Origin of the sequence: Brevundimonas sp. LjRoot202 (assembly GCF_964253355.1) — a bacterium.
Lineage (GTDB): Bacteria > Pseudomonadota > Alphaproteobacteria > Caulobacterales > Caulobacteraceae > Brevundimonas.
Genome location: NZ_CAXUQW020000001.1, coordinates 64011 through 81811, shown reverse-complemented (window position 1 = coordinate 81811; position 17801 = coordinate 64011). Strand labels below are relative to the sequence as shown.

The window sequence follows — 17801 nt, the reverse complement described above, 5'->3', positions numbered from 1 at the left end:
CTGGGCCGGAAGCTGGGCGCGGGGGCCAATCAGGTCAAGCGCGGGTCACCGGCCGGTCAGCCGCCGGTGGCGGCCCTCAGTGTGAACAGCACGCCCAGCCCGGCGACGTAGCGCACCAGCCAGGTTCCCGCGAACCACACGGCCGCGGCGACGAAAACCGACGCGGCCGTGAAGAGATTTGCGCCGATCCAGTCGGCCATGCCGCGTCCCGTCCCTGCGGTTGCTCAGACCCTGATCGCCTGCCCGCCCGGACGTTCCGGAGACCGCAGGCAACCATCATCCGCGCAGCGTGTCCTTTGGGACAAACGCGCGTTATCAAGGACTCAAATGACAAGATCCCCCAAGAGGCCGCCCGCCGGCCTGCCCGACAAAGACACCCTCCTCGCCTTCCTGCGCGAAGCCGGATCGGCCGAGAAGACCGACATCGCCCGCCACTTCGGCCTCAAGGGCGGCGACCGCCGCGCCCTGCGCGAAATGATCCGCGAGCTCGAGGCCGAGGGCAAACTCGGCAAGCGCGGCCGCAAGGGCTTTTCCGAAGCCGGCGCCCTGCCCCCTGTCGGCGTCGCCGACGTGGTCGAACGCGATGTCGACGGCGAGCTCTATGTGCGCCTCGTCGAAGCCTCGCCCGACGCCCCGCGCGCCATCCTCGTGGCCGACAACGACCGGCCCGGTTCCGCGCCCGGCCTCGGCGACCGGGTGCTGGCCAAGTTCTCCCGCGGCGTCGACGGCTGGGAAGCCCGGCTGATCAAGAAGCTGGACACCGAGACCAACCGCGTCCTCGGCGTCATCCGCAAGTCCAACAAGGAGATCCGGGTCGAGCCCGTCGACCGCCGCTCGAAGGACGTCCTGCTGGTGCCGCACGCCCAGGGCGCCGACCTGCGCGACGGCGACCTTGTACTGGCCGCCATCGAGCGCGGCGAGCAGCGCTACGGTCCCAAGCGCGGCAAGATCCTCGAGACCATCGGCCGCGAGGACGACCCCCGCGCCGCCTCCCTGATCGCCATCGCCGCCCACAACGTGCCGATGGGCTTCTCGGAGAAGGTTCAGCAGGAGGCCCAGGACCAGGAGCTGCCCTCGCTCAAGGGCCGCGAGGACCTGCGCGACCTGCCGCTGATCACCATCGACCCGGCCGACGCCCGCGACCACGACGACGCCGTCTTCGCCCAGCGCGACGAGGATCCGAAGAACCCCGGCGGCTGGATCGTCTGGGTCGCCATCGCCGACGTCGCCGCCTACGTCCGCCCCGGCACGACCCTCGACCGCGAGGCGCGCGAGAAGGGCAACTCCACCTACTTCCCCGACCGCGTCGAGCCGATGCTGCCCGAGATCCTGTCCAACGGTCTGTGCAGCCTCAAGCACGGCGAGAACCGCGCCTGCCTCGCCGTCCGCATGATCTTCGACAAGGACGGTCGCAAGACCGGCCACAAGTTCCTGCGCGGCCTGATGCGCTCTCACGCCAGCCTCAGCTACGAACAGGCCCAGGCCGCGATCGACGGCCCGGAAAACGGCGGCGGGACCGACGAGGTCACCGGTCCGATCATGGACCTGATCCTCTACCCGCTGTGGAACGCCTATCGCGCCATGCTCAAGGGCCGCCTCAAGCGCAGCCCGCTGGCCATCGAGAGTCCCGAGCGCAAGGTGCTGATGGACCCCGGCGGCGGCATCGGCACGATCGAGCCGCGCAAGTCGCTGGAGGCGCATCGCCTGATCGAGGAGATGATGATCCAGGCCAACGTCTGCGCCGCCGAGACGCTGGAGCAGAAGAAGACGCCCCTGCTCTACCGGGTCCACGACGCGCCCAGCCAGGAGAAGTTGTTCAACCTCGGCGACTTCCTGCAGACCATCGGCAAGCCGTGGAACAAGGGTGAGCCGGCCACGACGAAGCGGTTCAACAAGCTGCTCGACGAGACCCGCGACACGCCGCACGCCGAGGTCGTCAACGAGGTCGTCCTGCGCACCCAGATGCAGGCCGTCTACAGCCCCGAGAACGTCGGCCACTTCGGCCTCAACCTCGACCGCTACGCCCACTTCACCTCGCCGATCCGGCGCTATTCCGACCTGATCGTCCACCGCGGCCTGATCCGCGGCCTCGGCCTCGGCAAGGACGGGCTGACGGACCGCGAGATCGCCGAGCTGCCGGCCATCGCCGAACAGGTCACCATGACCGAGCGCCGCTCCATGGCCGCCGAACGCGCCGCCATGGACCGCTACATGGCCGCCTTCCTGTCCGAGCGGGTCGGCGCGACCTTCACGGGCCGCATCACCGGCGTCACCCGTTTCGGCCTGTTCGTCCGGCTGGACGAGACCGGCGCCGATGGCCTGGTGCCCGTCTCCACCCTGGGCGGGGAATATTTCCACCACGACGACCGCACCCACGCCCTCGTCGGCGAGCGCAGCGGCCAGCGCTGGACCCTGGGCCGCACCGTCGAGGTCAAGTTGGTCGAGGCCACCCCGGTCACCGGCGGGCTGGTCTTCGAAATGCTCTCCGACCCCGCCCCGCGCGACCCCAACGCGCCCGCCGCCCGCCTCGGGGTGCGTGGCCGGGGCGGCGACGGCTTCCCGAAGCGCGGCGGCGGGCGTCCGGGCGGTCCGAAGCCGCGCGGCGGCAAACCCTCCGGCGGTCTGAAGGGCGTCCGCAAGGGCAAGAGGCGGTGACGGCGCGGCCACACCCCTTCGACGCCGCCCAGGACCTGAAGGACGCGCCCCGCACCGGCGATCGCCAGCGCCCGAAGGACGCCGCCACCCTGATCCTGACCCGGGTCCGGAAAGGCTCGGCCGAGGTGCTGATGGGCCGACGCGCGCCGGGCCACGTCTTCATGGCCTCCAAATGGGTCTTCCCCGGCGGCCGCGTCGAGCGCACCGACGCCGGCGCCGCCTCGGCGACCGAATTGCCGCCTCGCGACGCCGCCCGTCTGGCCCGCGAGGTCACGCCCCGCCGCGCCCGCGCCCTCGCCCTCGCCGCCGTGCGCGAGACCTTCGAGGAGACCGGCCTGCTGCTGGCCGAACCCGCCCCGCCCGCCCCCGTCGCCGGCGGATGGCGCGAGTTCCGCGCCCTCGGCGCCCTGCCCGATCTGGCGGCGCTCCGCTATATCGCCCGCGCCATCACCCCGCCGGGACGCAGCCGCCGCTTCGACGCCCGCTTCTTCATGGCCGATGCCGCCGCCCTGCTGCATCCGGAGCCCACCGCCGGCTCAGGCGAACTGGACGAGATCGCCTGGCTGCCGCTGGACGAGGCCCGCGCCGTGGACCTCCCGGCCATCACCCGCTTCGTCCTCGCCGAGGTCGCGGAACGCCTGACCGTTCCGGATCGGCCTTTGCCTTTCGTGCGCATGGTCCGCGGCCGCCACGCCGTCGACTATCAGGACGAGCCGGCCTGACCGTCCCTGACGAACCTCCGACCCCGGGTTGCTCCGCACGGCCAGTCTGCGCTCTATTCGGCGCCAGGGAAGAGGGAGGGATGGAATGCGCGGTCTCATCATCGGTGCGGCGGCTCTGCTCGCCAGCTGCGCCGCCCAGGCCTTGCCGCAACAGGCGCCCGCCGTGGCCAACGGCCCGCCCGACAAGGTCGAGGTGGTCTATCACCCGGGCACGATGTTCTTCTCGGTCGAGGACGGTGGCGAGGGCCGCTTCAAGACGGGCGAGGACGAGGACTACACCTTCCCCGTCACCCATGCCGATTACGTCCGCATCCGCGACCTGCTGGCGCCCTATCGCGAGACCGGCCTGATCTGCGGCAGGAAGGAGCAGTGGGAGCACAACGGCTATCTGGTCTGGCGCGAACACGGCGCGGAGATCCGCCGCCCGCACGAGTCCATCTGCTACGCCGATGGCCACCACGAAGCCGATCGCGGCATCAGCCGCGCCTACTACGCCGTCGAACAGATGGCGGAGGAACGCTGGGTCCCGCCGCCCCTGCCGATCCTGCCCGATCCCGACCGCCTGACCCTGACCTCGCTCTACTGGGGCCGGGTGACGCAGGAGTGGACCATCCCCCGCGGCGGCGAGGGCCGCTGGAGCCAGGCCGACGGCAAGACAGAGGCCTTCCCGGTCTCGGAGGCCGACTTCGACCGCCTGCGCGAGCTGTTCCGACCCTACGAAGGCGTTCGCTTCGAGTGCGAGCGGGTCATCGCCGACGGTCCCTACGGCCGCCTGACCTGGTCGCAGACGGGCCACGGGGACCAGCAGCTCAACTGGGACGCCGGCTGCGTCAGCGGCGACGCCGCCGACGTCTTCCAGCGGTGGGACCAGGCCGAGGCCCTGCTCAAGACCCTGCGGGACGGCGGCTGACACGGGAGGGAGGCATGGCCGATACGCCGATCACCCTGCGCCTGACGATCGCCGACCCGGTTCCGGGCGTCCGCTACAGCCTGCAGAAGGACGACGCGCCGTTCGAGCCCGTCACCGCGGCCGGGGCCCTTTCGTTCGACGTGCCGGTCCGCCTGTCCGACGACAACCGCTTCCTCGGCCCCTTCGTCCGCCGCGAGGGCCCGGCGCGGCGCTTCGTCTACATCCGCATCGGCCAGTCCGCCGGAGACCACGGCTCATGCTGGACCCGCCGCGCCAAGATCGACATCCACGACATCCCGCCCGCCCTGCTGGAGCGGGCCCGCGCCGGGCGCACGCTGGAGGCGGTCCTGCCCGGTCGCGGCAAGGACGGCTCGCCGACCTGCGCCACCGTCCGGCCGGTCTCGCCGTGGCGCGCGCTCTGAGGCCGCCGCTTTGACCCCGGCCGCGCCCGCCGGTATGCCGACGGCATGAAACTCGAGGCGCCGTTCATCAAGCTGCCGTTCCGGTTCGACGCCGCGCGCCTGCAGGAGGAGATCGCGGCCCTGCCCGCCGAGGCGTGGGTGCGCCACCCGAACAACCTCGACGGCAACAGCGCCCTGCGCCTGATCACCGTCGGCGGCGGCGAGAACGACGACGTCGCCGGCCCCATGGCCATGACGCCGCACCTGAAGGCCTCGCCCTACCTGCAGCAGGTCCTGGCCCATTTCGGCGTGGTCTGGAGCCGCTCGCGCCTGATGAAGCTCGGGCCCGGCGCCACCGTGCCGATGCACACCGACATCAACTACCACTGGTATCACCGGGTCCGGCTGCACATCCCGATCGTGACGACGCCGGAGGTCAAATTCTTCTGCGACGACCAGGTCGTGAACATGGCCGAGGGGGAGGCTTGGATCTTCGACAACTGGCGCGTCCACAAGGTCGAGAACAACTCGGCCGTCGAGCGCATCCACCTCGTCGCCGACACCACCGGCAACAGCCGCTTCTGGGAGATGGCCCACGCCGCCGCGACCCGGGACCTCCCGCCGCAAACGGCGCCGTACCAGCCCGGCGCCCGCGTCGGCATCGCCACCGAGCAGTACAACGTCTACCGCGTCATGCCTCCGTCCGAGGTCGACGACCTGTTGCGCGACCTGGTCGAAGAGACGATCTCGCTCAAGCCCGACGAGGCCGGCCGCGAGGAGATGGATCGCTACCAACGCCTCCTCTACGGCTTCCGTCAGGACTGGCGCCAGCTCTGGTCCCTGTTCGCCGACGGCGACAAGGGCGTCCCCCACTATCGCAAGCGGCTGGAGATGCTGCTGCAGCAGGTCCAGGCCCTCGGCGACGACCTGCGCGTCCGGACCAACCAGATGCCGGTGCTGCGCGTCATCGGCCAGCGCATCGGCACCTATGCGGTCAACCCGGAGGTCGGGGCGATGGGCGGGCCGGCTTCCGGCGGGGTCGCCGCACCCGCCGCCCGGCCGGTCGTCCGCACCCCCGACTACGACCGCCCGGTCATCATCGTCGCCGCCCCGCGCTCCGGCAGCACCGCCCTGTTCGAGACCCTCGCCGTCACCCCCCAGCTGCACAATCCCGGCGGCGAGGCCCACTGGCTGGTCGAGGGCTTCCGGATGTTCCTGCCCGGCGCGCCCGGCGTCGACTCCAACCGCCTGACCGCCGACCGCCTGACGCCCGAGATCGCCCTGGCGATGAAGTCGCGCCTGGCCGAAAAGCTGGTCGACGCCTCGGGCGAGCGCGCCGACGCCGACTCTGTCCGCCTGCTCGAGAAGACGCCCAAGAACGCCCTGCGCATCCCCTTCTTCGACGCCCTCTTCCCCGACGCCCGCTTCGTCTTCCTGTGGCGCGAGCCGGAAGAGAACATTTCCAGCATCATCGACGCCTGGCGCGCCGGCGGCTGGGTCACCTATCCGAACCTGCCCGGCTGGGACGGTCCGTGGTCGATGCTGCTGCCGCCCGGCTGGAAGGCCCTCAAGGGCAGGCCCGTGCCCGAGATCGCGGCCTACCAGTGGGCCACCACCAACCAGACCATCATGGACGATCTGGAACAGCTCCCGGCCGAGCGCCGCCACGTAGTCCGCTACAGCGACTTCCTCGCCGATCCCGCCGCCGTCATCCGGGGCGTCTGCGACTTCGCCGGGCTCGAGTTCGACGCGGCTCTGGCCGAGCGCACCGGCGCCGCCCTGCCTGTCTCGCGCCACACCCTGACCCCGCCCGAGGCCGGCAAATGGAAGAAGAACGCCGCCGAGATCGAGCCGCTGGTCCCCGACCTCGCGCCCGTGCTCGAGCGCCTGCGCGCCTTCCGGTGACTATTCGGCCACCGGCCGCGTCAGGTCGAACTCCACCCGCATGAACCGGCCTTCCGGCCGGCGCAGCTCATAGGCGAACATCCGCCCCGGATGCACCTCGACGGCCCAGACGTTGGTCGTCGACACCGTCGCGCCGCCGGCGACGAACTGGTCGATCGACTCCCGGTCGACCGGGAATTCCTGCCTCCCGGCCGTGCCCGGCCCCGCCGTATCGCCGCCATACATGTGATAGCCGTGGATCACGCCCTCCGGATCCCGGTGATCGTGCTTGAGCCGCAGGCCCTCACCGGTCCGCGTCACGACCCAGCGGCGCGACCGGTCCTCGCCCACCGCGAACGGAATCCCAACCTCGTCCGCCGAGCAGTCGCGCACATGCATCAGCAGCCGGTTGTCGCGGAAGTCGGCGTCGGCCGGGTCATCCGTCACCACCCGCCCCACGAACCGCTGTCCGCACAGGGCGTTCAGCCGCGCCATGAAGGCGGCCTGCGGATCGGCCGTCTCGCCTGGCGCAAAACCGGGCGCGCTTGCGCAACCGGCCAGAAGCGGCGACAGGGACAGGGCCGCGACGGCGGCGAGGGCGAGGCTTTTCATGCCGTCACCGTGACCCGCTCCGGCCGCCGGCTCAATGCGCCTTTCGCCCGGTTGACTTCCGGACGCGCCTGAGTATGTTCCGCGCCTCTCATTTCAGCGGCTTTCGCCGTCGCAAAGGTAATTCCGATGGCCAAGCCGGCTTCCATCAAGATCCGCCTGAACTCGACCGCCGACACCGGCTTCTTCTACGTCACCAAGAAGAACGCCCGGACGATGACCGAGAAGATGGTCGTCAAGAAGTACGACCCGGTCGTGCGCAAGCACGTCGAGTTCAAGGAAGGCAAGATCAAGTAAGGGTTCACCCCTGCTGGATTTTCAGACGCCCGGTCAGTGATGGCCGGGCGTTTTTCATTGTCGGGCGTGCTAGGCTGCGGAATGACCGATCGCGATGACAACCAGCCGGATGCGTCCCCCGAGACGCCCATCCAGCGCGCCCTCCGCCTGAAGCGGGCCATCATCGACGCGCGGCCCAAACCGCCCCGCGGCGGGCGCTTCCAGCGCGAGCAGGCGGCCAGCATCGCGACGGGCAAGTCGAAGCCCTGGATGAGCCGCTAGGGTTGGTTACGCCGCCCGCGCGATGACCTGGTTCCGCCCGCGCGACTTCGCGTCGTAGACCCCCTCGTCGCCCCGCTTCAGCAGGGCTTCCGGCGTGTCCCCGGCGACGCTCGCCGCCACCCCGATCGAGACCGTGATGGTCAGCCCCTCGGCCCCGCCCATGATCGGGAAGGGCTGGGCCTCGATATCGCGGCGGATGCGGTCGGCCACCCGCGCGGCGTCTTCCAGGCTGGCGCCTGGCATCACCACCACGAACTCCTCGCCGCCCAGCCGGCACGGCAGGTCGATGGCCCGCACATTGGTCGCCAGCCGCACCGCGAACTCGCGCAGCACCTCGTCGCCGGCGTCATGGCCGAAGCCGTCGTTGACCGCCTTGAAGTGGTCGATGTCCATGACCAGCACCGCGACCGGATCGCCGCCCTGCCCGGCCCGACTGACCATCGCCTGCAGCTGGCCGGCCATGTAGCGCCGGTTGTGCAGGCCCGTCAGCGCGTCGGTCACCGCCATCTCGAGGCTGTAGTCCAGCTTCTCCTTGAGGAAGTCGGCGTAGCGCTTGCGCTTGATCTGGGTGCGCGCCCGCGCCATCAACTCCTCGGGATCGACCGGGCGCGGCAGGATGTCGTTGACGCCCAGCTCCAGCGCTTTCAGCAGGCGCGGCCGGTCCGAGGATTCGACCACGGCCAGGATCGGCGTCCGCCGCGAGGCCTCGCTCGACCGCACCTGGGCCACGAAGCGCAGCCCGTCGAAGCCGGCGCTCGACACATTCACGATCATCAGATCGACGGGCCCGCGCGCGGCGATCAGGGCGGCGGCGGGATCCGTCTCGGCCACCGGCCGGTGCTCCCGGGCCAGGTGCTCGATCATCTTGGTGGTCTGCAGTTCGCTGTCGTCGACGATCAGCACTCGGCCGCCCGAGCCGCGCAGCCGGCCCGCTCCGTCCGAATCGACGCCCATGCGACGCCCGGTCTCCTCGCGTTCGCGCAGTTCGTCCATCACCGCCTTGAGCCGCACCAGCGACTTGACCCGGGCGAACAGGATGACGTCGTCGATCGGCTTGGTGACGAAGTCGTCGGCCCCGACGTCCAGTCCCTTGATCTTGTCCTCGCGGCCGTCCAGCGCCGTGACCAGCACCACCGGGATATGCCGCGTCACCGGATCGGCCTTCAGCCGCCGGCAGGTCTCGAACCCGTCCATCCCGGGCATCATCACGTCCAGCAGGATGATGTCGGGCCGCTCGGCCGCGGCGATCTCCAGCGCCGTGGCGCCGTCCATGGCCGTCAGCACCTCATAGTATTCGATCGTCAGCTTGGCCTCGAGCAGGCGCACGTTCGGCTCGACGTCGTCGACGACCAGGATGCGCGCGGTCATGGGACCAGCGCCTCGACCGGGCCGAGGTGTTTGCGGACCACCTCGAGGAAATGCATCACCGAGATCGGCTTGGAGATATAGGCCTCGCAGCCGCCTTGCCGGATCCGCTCCTCGTCGCCCTTCATGGCGAAGGCGGTCACCGCCACCACCGGTATGTGGCTCAGCTCCTCGTCGTCCTTCAGCCATTTGGTGACTTCCAGGCCGCTGATCTCGGGCAGCTGGATGTCCATCAGGATCAGGTCAGGGCGATGCTGCCGCGCCAGGGCGAGCGCCTGCAGGCCCTCGCGGGTTTGCAGGGTGCTGTACCCCTGGGACTCGAGCAGATCATGAAAAAGCTTCATGTTCAGCTCGTTATCCTCGACGATGAGGACCGTCTTAGACATCATCACCCGGTCTGTTGCCCCGTTGGAAAGCGCGGTTCGCGCGGAGGCTTGCTCGCCTTCTTCACCGGCAGTCTATGCCGCCGTTCTCTTAAGTTGACGTGAAGCGAAGAAGCCGCGCCGTGCAAGCGGTGCAGCCGCGCGACCGGAAGATAGCGATAGCGGTGTGGCAAATCGCGCGGATGACAGATAATGCGCCGCCGACAGGACTCGTCCACCGCATGAAAGTCATCTGCCGCGACTGCCTCTGGACCGCCGACCATCGGGCCGAGCGCTGCGGCGCCTGCGATTCGCGCCGGGTGATCTTTCACGAGGAGCTCGCCCGCCTGACCATCGCTCACCTCGACTGCGACGCCTTCTACGCCTCGGTGGAGAAGCGCGACCGGCCCGAGCTGCGCGACGTCCCGGTCATCGTCGGCGGCGGCAAGCGCGGCGTCGTCACGACCTGCTGCTACATCGCCCGCCTGTATGGCGTCCATTCGGCCATGCCGATGTTCAAGGCCCTCAAGGCCTGTCCGGACGCTGTCGTCATCAAGCCGGACTTCGCCAAATACCGCGCCGCCAGCGACGCCATCTTCGGCGCCGTCCGCCGCCTGACCCCGCTGGTCCAGACCCTGTCGCTCGACGAGGCATGGATCGATCTGGCCGGCACCGAGCGCCTCAACGACGGCCCGCCGGCCCTGCAGCTGATCCGGCTGCAGCAGCAGATCGAGGCCGAGGTCGGCCTGACCGTCTCGATCGGCCTCGCCGCCAACCGCTTCCTCGCCAAGGTCGCCTCCGAGCTCGACAAACCTCGCGGCTTCTCGGTCATCGGGGCCGAGGCCCAAGCCCTGCTCGCCCCCAAGCCGGTTGGGGTCTTGCCCGGAGTCGGGCCGGTGTTCCGCAAGACCCTGCAGAGCGACGGCTTCGCCACCGTCGGCGATCTCGCCGCCGCCGACCCGCGCGACCTGATCAGGCGCTACGGCGAGACCGGCCTGCGCCTGCACGACCTCGCCCACGGCCGCGACGCCCGCCTGGTCAATCCGGGGCACGAGCGGAAGGGCATGAGCGCCGAGACCACCTTCAACGACGACCTGACCACGGCCGAGGACCTCGAGGCCGAGCTCTGGCCCCTGTGCGAGAAGCTGGCCTCCAAGGCCCGCCGCGACGGCGTCGCCAGCCGCGTCGTCATGCTCAAGCTGCGCCGGACGGACTTCAAGATCGTCACCCGCCGCGTCACCCTGCCCGAGCCGGTCCAGACCGCCCGCGCCCTGTTCGCCGCCGGCCGCGAGTTGATGGTCCCCGAGCTCGGCCGCCCCTACCGCCTGATCGGCATCGGCATGGGCGACGTCCAGGACGCCGTCGACGCCCCCTCCGCCCTGTTCGAATCCACCGAGGCCCGAGCCCTCAAGACCGAAACCGCCATCGACCGCCTGCGCGCGAAATTCGGCGCGGGCGCCGTGGTGGCGGGACGCGCGCTGAAGGGGTAGGCGCCCCTCCTTTCGTCATCCCGGAGGTCGCGCCGCCTCACCCCCGCTCCTGCTTTCGTCATCCTCCGGCGAGCGCAGCGAGACCGGGGGATCCAGCGGCGCCGAAGGCGATCTGTTCAGGCAGGCTGATGTGAACAGCGACGCTCCCGACAGGGTCGCGCTCGCGCGCGCCGCTGGGTCCCCCGGCCTCCCCTCGCTTTCGCGAGGGTCGCCGGAGGATGACGAAAGCGAAATTGCTGCGCTGCAAGTTCATGCGCAGGCATCATAATCCGAACCGCCAACGCCTTGTTTTCCCGACACATCGCCTCCGTGTCAGCGTCCTGAACCCGCCGCAGGAAGAACCCGCCGTAGACTCCTGCCCATCCCGTCGGACGGGGAGGGCGTCGGATCCACGTTCTCGATGACGGCGGGCTGTGGTCGAGCGATGAAGCCCGGGCGGAGGAGAGCCCGGGGGTCCTCGTCGGAGGTCGATGGATGGCCTCCGCTTGCTCGCCGCGCGCCTTCGGATGGAACCGCTACATTGACTGAACACGGTCAGCACGTTCCGCCTTCCGGCCTTCCCGCAAGGGGCGGTCCGGGACGCCGGTGAGGCCCGAGAAGGGCCGCCAGCCGGCGGGGCGAGTGGATAACGGCCACGCGGGGCGTCCACCTCGTCGAAACGGTAACACTACAACAGCACCGGGCGAGGCCCGGCCGCCCTGCACCCTCCCCACACCGCTTCGGAAGTAGCGGCGAAGAGTCATGCGTCGAATCCGGTGACGCCGCCCCTCCCCCGCGCTAAACCGCCCCCACATCCCCATCAGGAGCTTCTCATGACCGTCGCCGCCCGCCTCGCCGAACTCGGCATCGCCCTGCCGGAACCCGCCAAGGCGGTCGCCAACTACGTGCCGTACGTGCAGACCGGAAACCTGGTCCACATCTCGGGCCAGCTGTCCAACGACGCCTCGGGCGGCGTGAAGGGCACGGTCGGCGCAGACGTCTCTCCCGAACAGGCCCAGGCCGCGGCCCGCATGTGCGGCGTCAACCTGCTGGCCCAGATGAGCGCCGCCCTCGACGGCGACCTCGAGCGCGTCGTCCGCGTCGTCAAACTGGGCGGCTTCGTCCAGGCCGCCGGCGACTTCGAAGCCATTCCCGCCGTCATCAACGGCTGCTCGGACCTGATGGTCGAGGTGTTCGGCGACAAGGGCCGCCACGCCCGCTCGGCCGTCGGCGTCTACAAACTCCCGCTCGGCTTCGCCGTCGAGGTGGACGCCATCGTCGAGGTGCGGTGACCTTCACCCTCCGCGTCAACGATCGGGTCGCCGATATCGGCCGGGAGGCGTGGGACGCCTGCGCCTCCCCCTCCGGCGACCCCTTCGTCTCGTACGACTTCCTCGACGCCTGCGAGGCCTCCGGCAGCGCGGTTCCGCGCGAGGGCTGGGCCGGCCGCCATCTCTCCCTCGCCGACGAGACCGGCCGCGTCATCGGCGTCATGCCCCTCTGGCTCAAGGGACACAGCCAGGGCGAATACGTCTTCGACCACAGCTGGGCCGACGCCTACGAGCGCGCCGGCGGCCGCTACTATCCCAAGCTGCTGGCCGCCGTGCCCTTCACCCCCGTCACCGGCCCGCGCTTCCTCGCCCATCCCGACGCCGACGCGGCGACCGTGCGCGAGGCCCTGCTGCAGGGCGCCCTGGCCCTGACCGGGCGGCTCGGCGTCTCCTCGCTGCACGTCAACTTCCCCACCCATGACGAATGGCGCGCCCTCGGCGATGCGGGCCTGCTGCAACGCCAGGACATGCAGTACGTCTGGAAGAACGGCGGCTACGAAACCTTCGACGACTTCCTCTCGGCCCTGTCCTCCAGCCGCCGCAAGACCATTCGCCGCGAACGCCGCGAGGCGCAGACGGGGCTCGACATCCGCGTCCTCACCGGCGCCGATATCGAGGAGAGGCATTGGGACGCCTTCTTCGCCTTCTACATGGACACCGGCTCGCGAAAGTGGGGCCGCCCCTACCTGACCCGCGACTTCTTCAGCCGCATCGGCCGGACCATGGCCGACCGCATCGCCCTGATCATGGCCTTCCGCGACGGGATTCCGATCGCCGGGGCCCTCAACCTGATCGGCCGCGACACCCTCTACGGCCGCCAGTGGGGCGCGCTGGAGGAGGTCCCCTTCCTCCATTTCGAGCTCTGCTATTACCGGGCCATCGAGTTCGCCATCGAGCGCGGTCTCGCCCGCGTCGAGGCCGGGGCCCAGGGCGAGCACAAGATCGCCCGCGGCTACCTGCCGTCGCCCGTCTACTCGGCCCACTTCATCGCCGACCCGGCCCTGCGCAGCCCGGTGGCCGACTACCTCGAGCGCGAGCGCCCCGCGGTCGATGCGGAGATCAACGCCCTCACCGACGAGCTGTCGCCCTTCCGCAGGGACCTCGGATGACTCAGGCGCGTCGCGCGTCGCCGCCGATGAACCAGCCGGCGATCCAGCTGACCACGCCGGTGACGATGGCCGCGCCGATCCCGGCCCACAGGCCGTCGACCATGAAGCCGCCCAGCAGCGCCGCCACCAGGCCGATCACCGCCGCGTTCACCACCAGCAGGAACAGGCCGAAGGTGATGATCGTCAGCGGAAAGGTCAGCACGGTCAGGATCGGCCGCACCACGGCGTTGGCGATCCCCAGCAGCACGGCCGCCAGCAGCAGCGTGGTCGTGTCGCTGAACGCCACCCCGGGGACGATCTGCGCCGCCAGCCACAGGGCCAGGCAGGTGACGAGAAACTGGACGATGAAACGCAGCATGGCCGACTCCCTTTGGAGCTTGACCATAGCACCCGAACGCGGTCGGGGCTCCCCTCCCCGCGCCGTCGTTGCTAGCCTCGCCTGAACAAACCCAGAGAGCCCCGATGCCCCTCCAGGCCCCCTACGACCCCGACAACATCTTCGCCAGGATCCTGCGCGGCGAGATTCCGGCCGTAAGGGTCTGGGAGGACGAGCACGTGCTCGCCTTCATGGATGTCTTCCCCCAGTCCGAGGGCCATGTGCTGATCGTGTCGAAAACCTCGACCGCGCGGAACCTGCTCGACGTCGAACCGGAGGCCTTGGCCCGGCTGATCGCCGCCACACAGCGCACCGCCCGAGCCGTCGTGAAAGCCCTCGCCCCCGAAGGCTTCCAGATCATGCAGTTCAACGGCGAGGCCGGCGGCCAGACCGTCTTCCACCTGCACTTCCACATCGTTCCGCGCTGGCCGGACCGCCCCATGAAGGGCCACGGCCACGCCCCGATGGCCGAACCCGAAGCCCTTCGCGCCCTGGCCGACCGCATCGCCGCCGCCCTCGATTGACCGCGGCCCGCCCCGCCAGCATAAGGACCGCCGTCACGACGGACGCCGGTTTAGCTCAGCTGGTAGAGCAGCGGTTTTGTAAACCGAAGGTCGCGGGTTCGATTCCTGCAACCGGCACCAGTCCCGTCAGGCGGCGTTCCCGGGCCTCAGCGACAGAGCCACCCGGGCCTGATGCAGGCGGGCGAAATGTCCGGCCGCGTCCGCGCCGAACAGCACCGGCTCAGCCGAGTGCGCATCCTCGATCAGGGCGAGCACGCCGTCGATCGCCTCTTCCCGCGTCGGCCGGGCGCCCTCGACCAGTCGGTCCAGCCAGCCCAGCAGCGTCTCCCGGCGTTCCCGCGCCTGCGCCTTCAGCGCCTTGGCGCCCGGCCGGAGCATGCCCGGCGACCGGAGCGGCCGGAGCGGCCGGAGTCTCCGATCGTCGAAATCGATGAAAACCCCCTCGGGCGGGATGAAGCTGGGCAAGGCGCCCGGCGCGGGCGTCGAGGCCCGTTCAACGACGCCCTTCGCCCTGCCCGAAACCTCGACCGCCTCGGCGGCCCGGTGCTTGCCGCAACGACGGCATCGCTCCGAGAGGTGGCGCTCGGACCAGTAGAAGTCATGTCTGCACAGGAGCGGCTTTAGCGGCGACAACATGGTGAATTTCCTGGACCCGACACGAATCGCCGGATCAGGAGGGGTTTGTCAACCACTGTTCTCTCTACGGGAGAGTCAACCGCCGCCGAGTGTGACCGCCACGCGATAGGTGATCAGGGCCGCCAGATAGGCCAGGCCGAACATGTAGGCGACCATCACCCACATCCACTTCCAGGAGTTGGTCTCGCGCTTGACCACGCCCAGCGTCGCCACGCACTGCGGCGCAAAGACGTACCAGGCCAGGAAGGCCAGCCCCGTCGCCAGCGACCACTGCCCCGCCAGGGTCGTGGCCAGCACGGCGGTCGCGGTCTCGGGATCGGCCACGGCGTAGACGGTGCCGAGGGCGGCCACCGCCACCTCCCGCGCCGCCATGCCGGGGATCAGGGCGATGACCATCTGCCAGTTGAAGCCGATGGGCGCGAAGAGCGGCTCCAGCGCCTTCCCGAGCATGCCGGCGAAACTGTAGTCGATGGCCGGCGCCGTCGCCCCCTCCGGCGGATACGGGAAGGTCGACAGGGCCCAGATCAGCACCATCAGCGGCAGGATGATCCGCCCGGCCCGCTCGAGGAAGATTCTCGCCCGGAGCCAGAGGTTGAACAGCACGCTGCGCAGGTCCGGCGTCTTGTAGGCGGGCAGCTCCATCATGAACGGCTCGACCGCGCCTCGCCAGAAGATGCGCCGGATCACGAACGACACCGCCAGCGCGCTGAGGATGCCCGTCGCATAGAGGCCGAACATGACCAGCCCCTGCTGATTGGCGAAGCCCCACACGGTCCTGTTCGGGATGAAGGCGGCGATGATCAGGGTGTAGACCGGAATCCGCGCCGAACAGGTCATCAGCGGGGCGACCATGATGGTGGTCAGGCGATCCCGCTTCGAGTCGATCACTCGCGCGGCCATGACGCCGGGGATGGCGCAGGCGAAGCTGGACAGCAGCGGGATGAAGGCCCGGCCGTGCAGGCCGGCGCCGCCCATGATCCTGTCCATCAGGAAGGCCGCCCGCGCCATGTAGCCGAAGTCTTCGAGCATGATTATGAACAGGAACAGGATCAGGATCTGCGGCAGGAAGACCAGCACGCTGCCGACGCCGGAGATCAGGCCGTCGACGATCAGGCTCTGCCAGACGCCGTCGGGAATGACCGCCGCGACCCCCGTCCCCAGCAGGCCGAGGCTGGCCTCGATGCCATCCATCAAGGGCGTGGCCCAGGTGAACACCGCCTGGAACATCACGAACAGCAGGGCCAGGAGGATGACCAGGCCGCCGACCGGATGCAGCAGCACCGAGTCGACACGGCCGGTCAGCGTATCCGGCCGCTCGGGCGGCTGGACGCACGCCTTCATGATCCGTTCGGCCTCGCGCGCAGCGCCGCGCAGGGCGGTGACGTCGGGCGGCGTCCACGCCATCTCGGCGGTCGCGGACAGCGTGCCCGCCGCGGCCTCGATCGCTGCGACCAGGTTCTCGATGCCGCGCCGACGGGTGGCGGTCGTGGTGACGACCGGAACGGCGAGTTCAGCCGACAGCCGCTCCAGATCGATCCGCAACCCCTGACGCTGGGCGATGTCGTACATGTTCAGGGCCAACACCATCGGCCGCCCGACCGCCTTCAACTCCAGCACCAGCCGCAGCACCAGACGCAGGTTGGTGGCGTCGGCCACGCAGACGATGACGTCGGGCGGAGTCTCACCCGAAAGTCGCCCCAGAACCGCGTCGCGGGTGACTTCCTCGTCCGGACTGCGGGCGCGCAGCGAATAGGTGCCCGGCAGGTCAAGCAGCGACATGGTCCGGCCGTCGCCGGTGCGGATCAGCCCCTCCTTGCGCTCGACGGTGACGCCCGCGTAGTTCGCCACCTTCTGGTGCGCGCCGGTCAGGGCGTTGAACAGCGCCGTCTTGCCGCTGTTGGGATTGCCAACGAGCGCGACCCGCGCGCTCCGAACCGCCATATCCATCAGGCGGGAACCTGCTCGGCAGCGACGGGCGCGGCGACCGTGGCGGGCGCCGGCTCTATGCGGACGATCAGGCCGGCGGCTTCATGCCGGCGCAACGCCACGCGCATGTCGTCCACCTTCATGGCGATGGGGTCACGACCCAGAAGACCCTCGTGCAGAAGTTCGACGCGCGCACCCTCGACGAAGCCCAGTTCCAGAAACCGGCGCTCCAGCTCCAGTGCGTGCTCATCGTGATGGCAATGGTCGCCGACCTGGACGATGACGCCCCGGTCGCCGCGCCGGGCCTGGCTGAGTCGGATGGTATCGGACATGACGCTCACACAGCGGCGCGGCTGACGCGCCTATATGACAGTGATTATCAGGTGCGATAGCCGTCCGTCCACCCTGTCGAAGCGTCGCAGCCCGTTGTTCCGGCCCGGTGTTGCGCTATCACTGGACCATGGAGGCCGCATGAACCGTTCCCTTCTGATCGCCCTTGCCGGGCTTGGTCTCGCGTCCTGTAGTCAAGGCGGAGAGAGCAAGAACGCCGCCGCCGCCGCGCCGACGCGCTCGGGGCCGACGCCCGCCGAGAAGGCGGCGCTGCTTGCCGCGCTGCCGCCCCCCTACAACGCCGGCGATCTCGAGAACGGCCGGCGCGTCTTCGCCCGCTGCCGTTCATGCCACACCCTCACCGAGGGCGGTCCGAACATGACCGGCCCGAATCTGTACGGCGTCTTCGGACGTCCAGCCGGCGGTCACCCGGACTACAACTATTCAACCGCCGTCAAACAGGCGGGCTTCACCTGGAACGCCGAACGGCTCGACCACTGGCTGGAGAACCCGCGCACCTTCCTGAAGGGCACCAAGATGAGCTTCGCCGGCATCCCGGACGCCGAGGACCGCCGCGACGTCATCGCCTTCCTGAAGGTCGAAACCGGCTACGCGCCGCCCGCCCGGCCCTGAC

The 17801-nt window shown here is 69.8% G+C and carries 20 protein-coding genes and 1 tRNA gene; 13 read left to right on the top strand and 8 right to left on the bottom strand.

Annotated features, from left to right (window positions below; all coding sequences use genetic code 11):
* Window positions 1-56: 56 nt before the first annotated feature.
* Complete coding sequence (locus ACSQ1L_RS00505) at window positions 57-200, bottom strand: hypothetical protein (protein ID WP_435990887.1); 144 nt, start codon at window positions 198-200, stop codon at window positions 57-59.
* 127 nt (window positions 201-327) lie between these two features.
* Here ACSQ1L_RS00505 and rnr point away from each other — a divergent pair, with 127 nt between their 5' ends.
* From rnr to ACSQ1L_RS00480, 5 genes are all read left to right on the top strand, one after another.
* Window positions 328-2655 (top strand): ribonuclease R, encoded by a 2328-nt coding sequence (gene rnr, locus ACSQ1L_RS00500; protein WP_435990885.1) that lies wholly within the window; start codon window positions 328-330, stop codon window positions 2653-2655.
* A complete protein-coding gene (locus ACSQ1L_RS00495; RefSeq protein WP_435990883.1) occupies window positions 2652-3377 on the top strand; it encodes an NUDIX hydrolase in 726 nt (241 codons plus the stop codon). The genes rnr and ACSQ1L_RS00495 overlap by 4 nt, the downstream gene beginning before the upstream one ends.
* An 85-nt stretch (window positions 3378-3462) precedes the next feature.
* Window positions 3463-4287 (top strand): hypothetical protein, encoded by an 825-nt coding sequence (locus ACSQ1L_RS00490; protein ID WP_435990881.1) that lies wholly within the window; start codon window positions 3463-3465, stop codon window positions 4285-4287.
* Between the two features lie 14 nt (window positions 4288-4301).
* Complete coding sequence (locus ACSQ1L_RS00485; RefSeq protein ID WP_435990879.1) at window positions 4302-4709, top strand: DUF5990 family protein; 408 nt, start codon at window positions 4302-4304, stop codon at window positions 4707-4709.
* Between the two features lie 45 nt (window positions 4710-4754).
* Window positions 4755-6593 carry a sulfotransferase gene (locus tag ACSQ1L_RS00480; RefSeq protein WP_435990877.1) on the top strand — a complete coding sequence of 613 codons (1839 nt, stop codon included), beginning with the start codon at window positions 4755-4757 and terminating at the stop codon, window positions 6591-6593.
* Here ACSQ1L_RS00480 and ACSQ1L_RS00475 read toward each other — a convergent pair whose 3' ends face one another.
* Entirely contained in the window at window positions 6594-7184 is a 591-nt protein-coding gene (locus ACSQ1L_RS00475; RefSeq protein WP_435990875.1) for a hypothetical protein, read from the bottom strand.
* Window positions 7185-7310: 126 nt separating this feature from the next.
* Between ACSQ1L_RS00475 and rpmG the strand changes: the two genes are divergently transcribed.
* A complete protein-coding gene (gene rpmG, locus ACSQ1L_RS00470) occupies window positions 7311-7478 on the top strand; it encodes a 50S ribosomal protein L33 (RefSeq protein WP_003164451.1) in 168 nt (55 codons plus the stop codon).
* Window positions 7479-7559: 81 nt separating this feature from the next.
* Entirely contained in the window at window positions 7560-7739 is a 180-nt protein-coding gene (locus tag ACSQ1L_RS00465; RefSeq protein WP_435990873.1) for a hypothetical protein, read from the top strand.
* A gap of 6 nt (window positions 7740-7745) precedes the next feature.
* Here the strand turns inward: ACSQ1L_RS00465 and ACSQ1L_RS00460 are convergent, their stop codons facing one another.
* Both ACSQ1L_RS00460 and ACSQ1L_RS00455 read right to left on the bottom strand, forming a co-directional pair.
* Complete coding sequence (locus ACSQ1L_RS00460) at window positions 7746-9107, bottom strand: PleD family two-component system response regulator (RefSeq protein ID WP_435990871.1); 1362 nt, start codon at window positions 9105-9107, stop codon at window positions 7746-7748.
* Entirely contained in the window at window positions 9104-9490 is a 387-nt protein-coding gene (locus tag ACSQ1L_RS00455) for a response regulator (RefSeq protein WP_435992475.1), read from the bottom strand. The genes ACSQ1L_RS00460 and ACSQ1L_RS00455 overlap by 4 nt, the downstream gene beginning before the upstream one ends.
* Before the next feature lie 218 nt (window positions 9491-9708).
* On the opposite strand from ACSQ1L_RS00455, the gene ACSQ1L_RS00450 reads away from it, so the two are divergent.
* The 3 genes from ACSQ1L_RS00450 (at window position 9709) to ACSQ1L_RS00440 (ending at window position 13375) form a co-directional block, all read left to right on the top strand.
* Window positions 9709-10956, top strand: a complete 1248-nt coding sequence (locus ACSQ1L_RS00450) for a DNA polymerase IV (protein ID WP_435990869.1) — start codon at window positions 9709-9711, stop codon at window positions 10954-10956.
* Window positions 10957-11768: 812 nt separating this feature from the next.
* Window positions 11769-12227, top strand: a complete 459-nt coding sequence (locus tag ACSQ1L_RS00445) for a RidA family protein (RefSeq protein ID WP_435990867.1) — start codon at window positions 11769-11771, stop codon at window positions 12225-12227.
* On the top strand, window positions 12224-13375 hold the full coding sequence (locus ACSQ1L_RS00440) for a GNAT family N-acetyltransferase (RefSeq protein ID WP_435990865.1): 1152 nt from the start codon (window positions 12224-12226) through the stop codon (window positions 13373-13375). The genes ACSQ1L_RS00445 and ACSQ1L_RS00440 overlap by 4 nt, the downstream gene beginning before the upstream one ends.
* A 1-nt stretch (window position 13376) precedes the next feature.
* On the opposite strand, the gene ACSQ1L_RS00435 is transcribed toward ACSQ1L_RS00440, so the two are convergent.
* Window positions 13377-13733: a phage holin family protein gene (locus ACSQ1L_RS00435; RefSeq protein WP_435990863.1), complete on the bottom strand. Its 357-nt coding sequence runs from the start codon at window positions 13731-13733 to the stop codon at window positions 13377-13379.
* A gap of 104 nt (window positions 13734-13837) precedes the next feature.
* Here ACSQ1L_RS00435 and ACSQ1L_RS00430 point away from each other — a divergent pair, with 104 nt between their 5' ends.
* Both ACSQ1L_RS00430 and ACSQ1L_RS00425 read left to right on the top strand, forming a co-directional pair.
* The gene (locus tag ACSQ1L_RS00430; protein ID WP_435990861.1) at window positions 13838-14275 is read left to right on the top strand and encodes an HIT family protein; all 438 of its coding nucleotides are present in this window, start codon (window positions 13838-13840) and stop codon (window positions 14273-14275) included.
* A 44-nt stretch (window positions 14276-14319) separates the two neighbouring features.
* Window positions 14320-14395: transfer RNA gene (locus tag ACSQ1L_RS00425), tRNA-Thr, on the top strand.
* A gap of 6 nt (window positions 14396-14401) precedes the next feature.
* On the opposite strand, the gene ACSQ1L_RS00420 is transcribed toward ACSQ1L_RS00425, so the two are convergent.
* The 3 genes from ACSQ1L_RS00420 to ACSQ1L_RS00410 all read right to left on the bottom strand — a co-directional run bounded on the left by ACSQ1L_RS00420 (window position 14402) and on the right by ACSQ1L_RS00410 (window position 17169).
* Complete coding sequence (locus ACSQ1L_RS00420) at window positions 14402-14911, bottom strand: hypothetical protein (RefSeq protein WP_435990859.1); 510 nt, start codon at window positions 14909-14911, stop codon at window positions 14402-14404.
* A 75-nt stretch (window positions 14912-14986) separates the two neighbouring features.
* Window positions 14987-16858 (bottom strand): ferrous iron transporter B, encoded by a 1872-nt coding sequence (gene feoB / locus ACSQ1L_RS00415; protein WP_435990857.1) that lies wholly within the window; start codon window positions 16856-16858, stop codon window positions 14987-14989.
* Window positions 16858-17169, bottom strand: a complete 312-nt coding sequence (locus ACSQ1L_RS00410) for a FeoA family protein (protein ID WP_435990855.1) — start codon at window positions 17167-17169, stop codon at window positions 16858-16860. The genes feoB and ACSQ1L_RS00410 overlap by 1 nt, the downstream gene beginning before the upstream one ends.
* A gap of 139 nt (window positions 17170-17308) precedes the next feature.
* Here ACSQ1L_RS00410 and ACSQ1L_RS00405 point away from each other — a divergent pair, with 139 nt between their 5' ends.
* Window positions 17309-17800, top strand: coding sequence for a c-type cytochrome (locus ACSQ1L_RS00405; RefSeq protein WP_435990853.1), 492 nt, complete (start codon window positions 17309-17311; stop codon window positions 17798-17800).
* Window position 17801: the final 1 nt, after the last annotated feature.

Coding starts and splice junctions, on each gene's coding strand:
- ACSQ1L_RS00505 (WP_435990887.1), bottom strand. CDS start 200: ATGGCCGACTGGATCGGCGCAAATCTCTTCACGGCCGCGTCGGTTTTC.
- rnr (WP_435990885.1), top strand. CDS start 328: ATGACAAGATCCCCCAAGAGGCCGCCCGCCGGCCTGCCCGACAAAGAC.
- ACSQ1L_RS00490 (WP_435990881.1), top strand. CDS start 3,463: ATGCGCGGTCTCATCATCGGTGCGGCGGCTCTGCTCGCCAGCTGCGCC.
- ACSQ1L_RS00485 (WP_435990879.1), top strand. CDS start 4,302: ATGGCCGATACGCCGATCACCCTGCGCCTGACGATCGCCGACCCGGTT.
- ACSQ1L_RS00480 (WP_435990877.1), top strand. CDS start 4,755: ATGAAACTCGAGGCGCCGTTCATCAAGCTGCCGTTCCGGTTCGACGCC.
- ACSQ1L_RS00475 (WP_435990875.1), bottom strand. CDS start 7,184: ATGAAAAGCCTCGCCCTCGCCGCCGTCGCGGCCCTGTCCCTGTCGCCG.
- rpmG (WP_003164451.1), top strand. CDS start 7,311: ATGGCCAAGCCGGCTTCCATCAAGATCCGCCTGAACTCGACCGCCGAC.
- ACSQ1L_RS00465 (WP_435990873.1), top strand. CDS start 7,560: ATGACCGATCGCGATGACAACCAGCCGGATGCGTCCCCCGAGACGCCC.
- ACSQ1L_RS00460 (WP_435990871.1), bottom strand. CDS start 9,107: ATGACCGCGCGCATCCTGGTCGTCGACGACGTCGAGCCGAACGTGCGC.
- ACSQ1L_RS00455 (WP_435992475.1), bottom strand. CDS start 9,490: ATGTCTAAGACGGTCCTCATCGTCGAGGATAACGAGCTGAACATGAAG.
- ACSQ1L_RS00450 (WP_435990869.1), top strand. CDS start 9,709: ATGAAAGTCATCTGCCGCGACTGCCTCTGGACCGCCGACCATCGGGCC.
- ACSQ1L_RS00445 (WP_435990867.1), top strand. CDS start 11,769: ATGACCGTCGCCGCCCGCCTCGCCGAACTCGGCATCGCCCTGCCGGAA.
- ACSQ1L_RS00435 (WP_435990863.1), bottom strand. CDS start 13,733: ATGCTGCGTTTCATCGTCCAGTTTCTCGTCACCTGCCTGGCCCTGTGG.
- ACSQ1L_RS00430 (WP_435990861.1), top strand. CDS start 13,838: ATGCCCCTCCAGGCCCCCTACGACCCCGACAACATCTTCGCCAGGATC.
- ACSQ1L_RS00420 (WP_435990859.1), bottom strand. CDS start 14,911: ATGTTGTCGCCGCTAAAGCCGCTCCTGTGCAGACATGACTTCTACTGG.
- feoB (WP_435990857.1), bottom strand. CDS start 16,858: ATGGATATGGCGGTTCGGAGCGCGCGGGTCGCGCTCGTTGGCAATCCC.
- ACSQ1L_RS00410 (WP_435990855.1), bottom strand. CDS start 17,169: ATGTCCGATACCATCCGACTCAGCCAGGCCCGGCGCGGCGACCGGGGC.
- ACSQ1L_RS00405 (WP_435990853.1), top strand. CDS start 17,309: ATGAACCGTTCCCTTCTGATCGCCCTTGCCGGGCTTGGTCTCGCGTCC.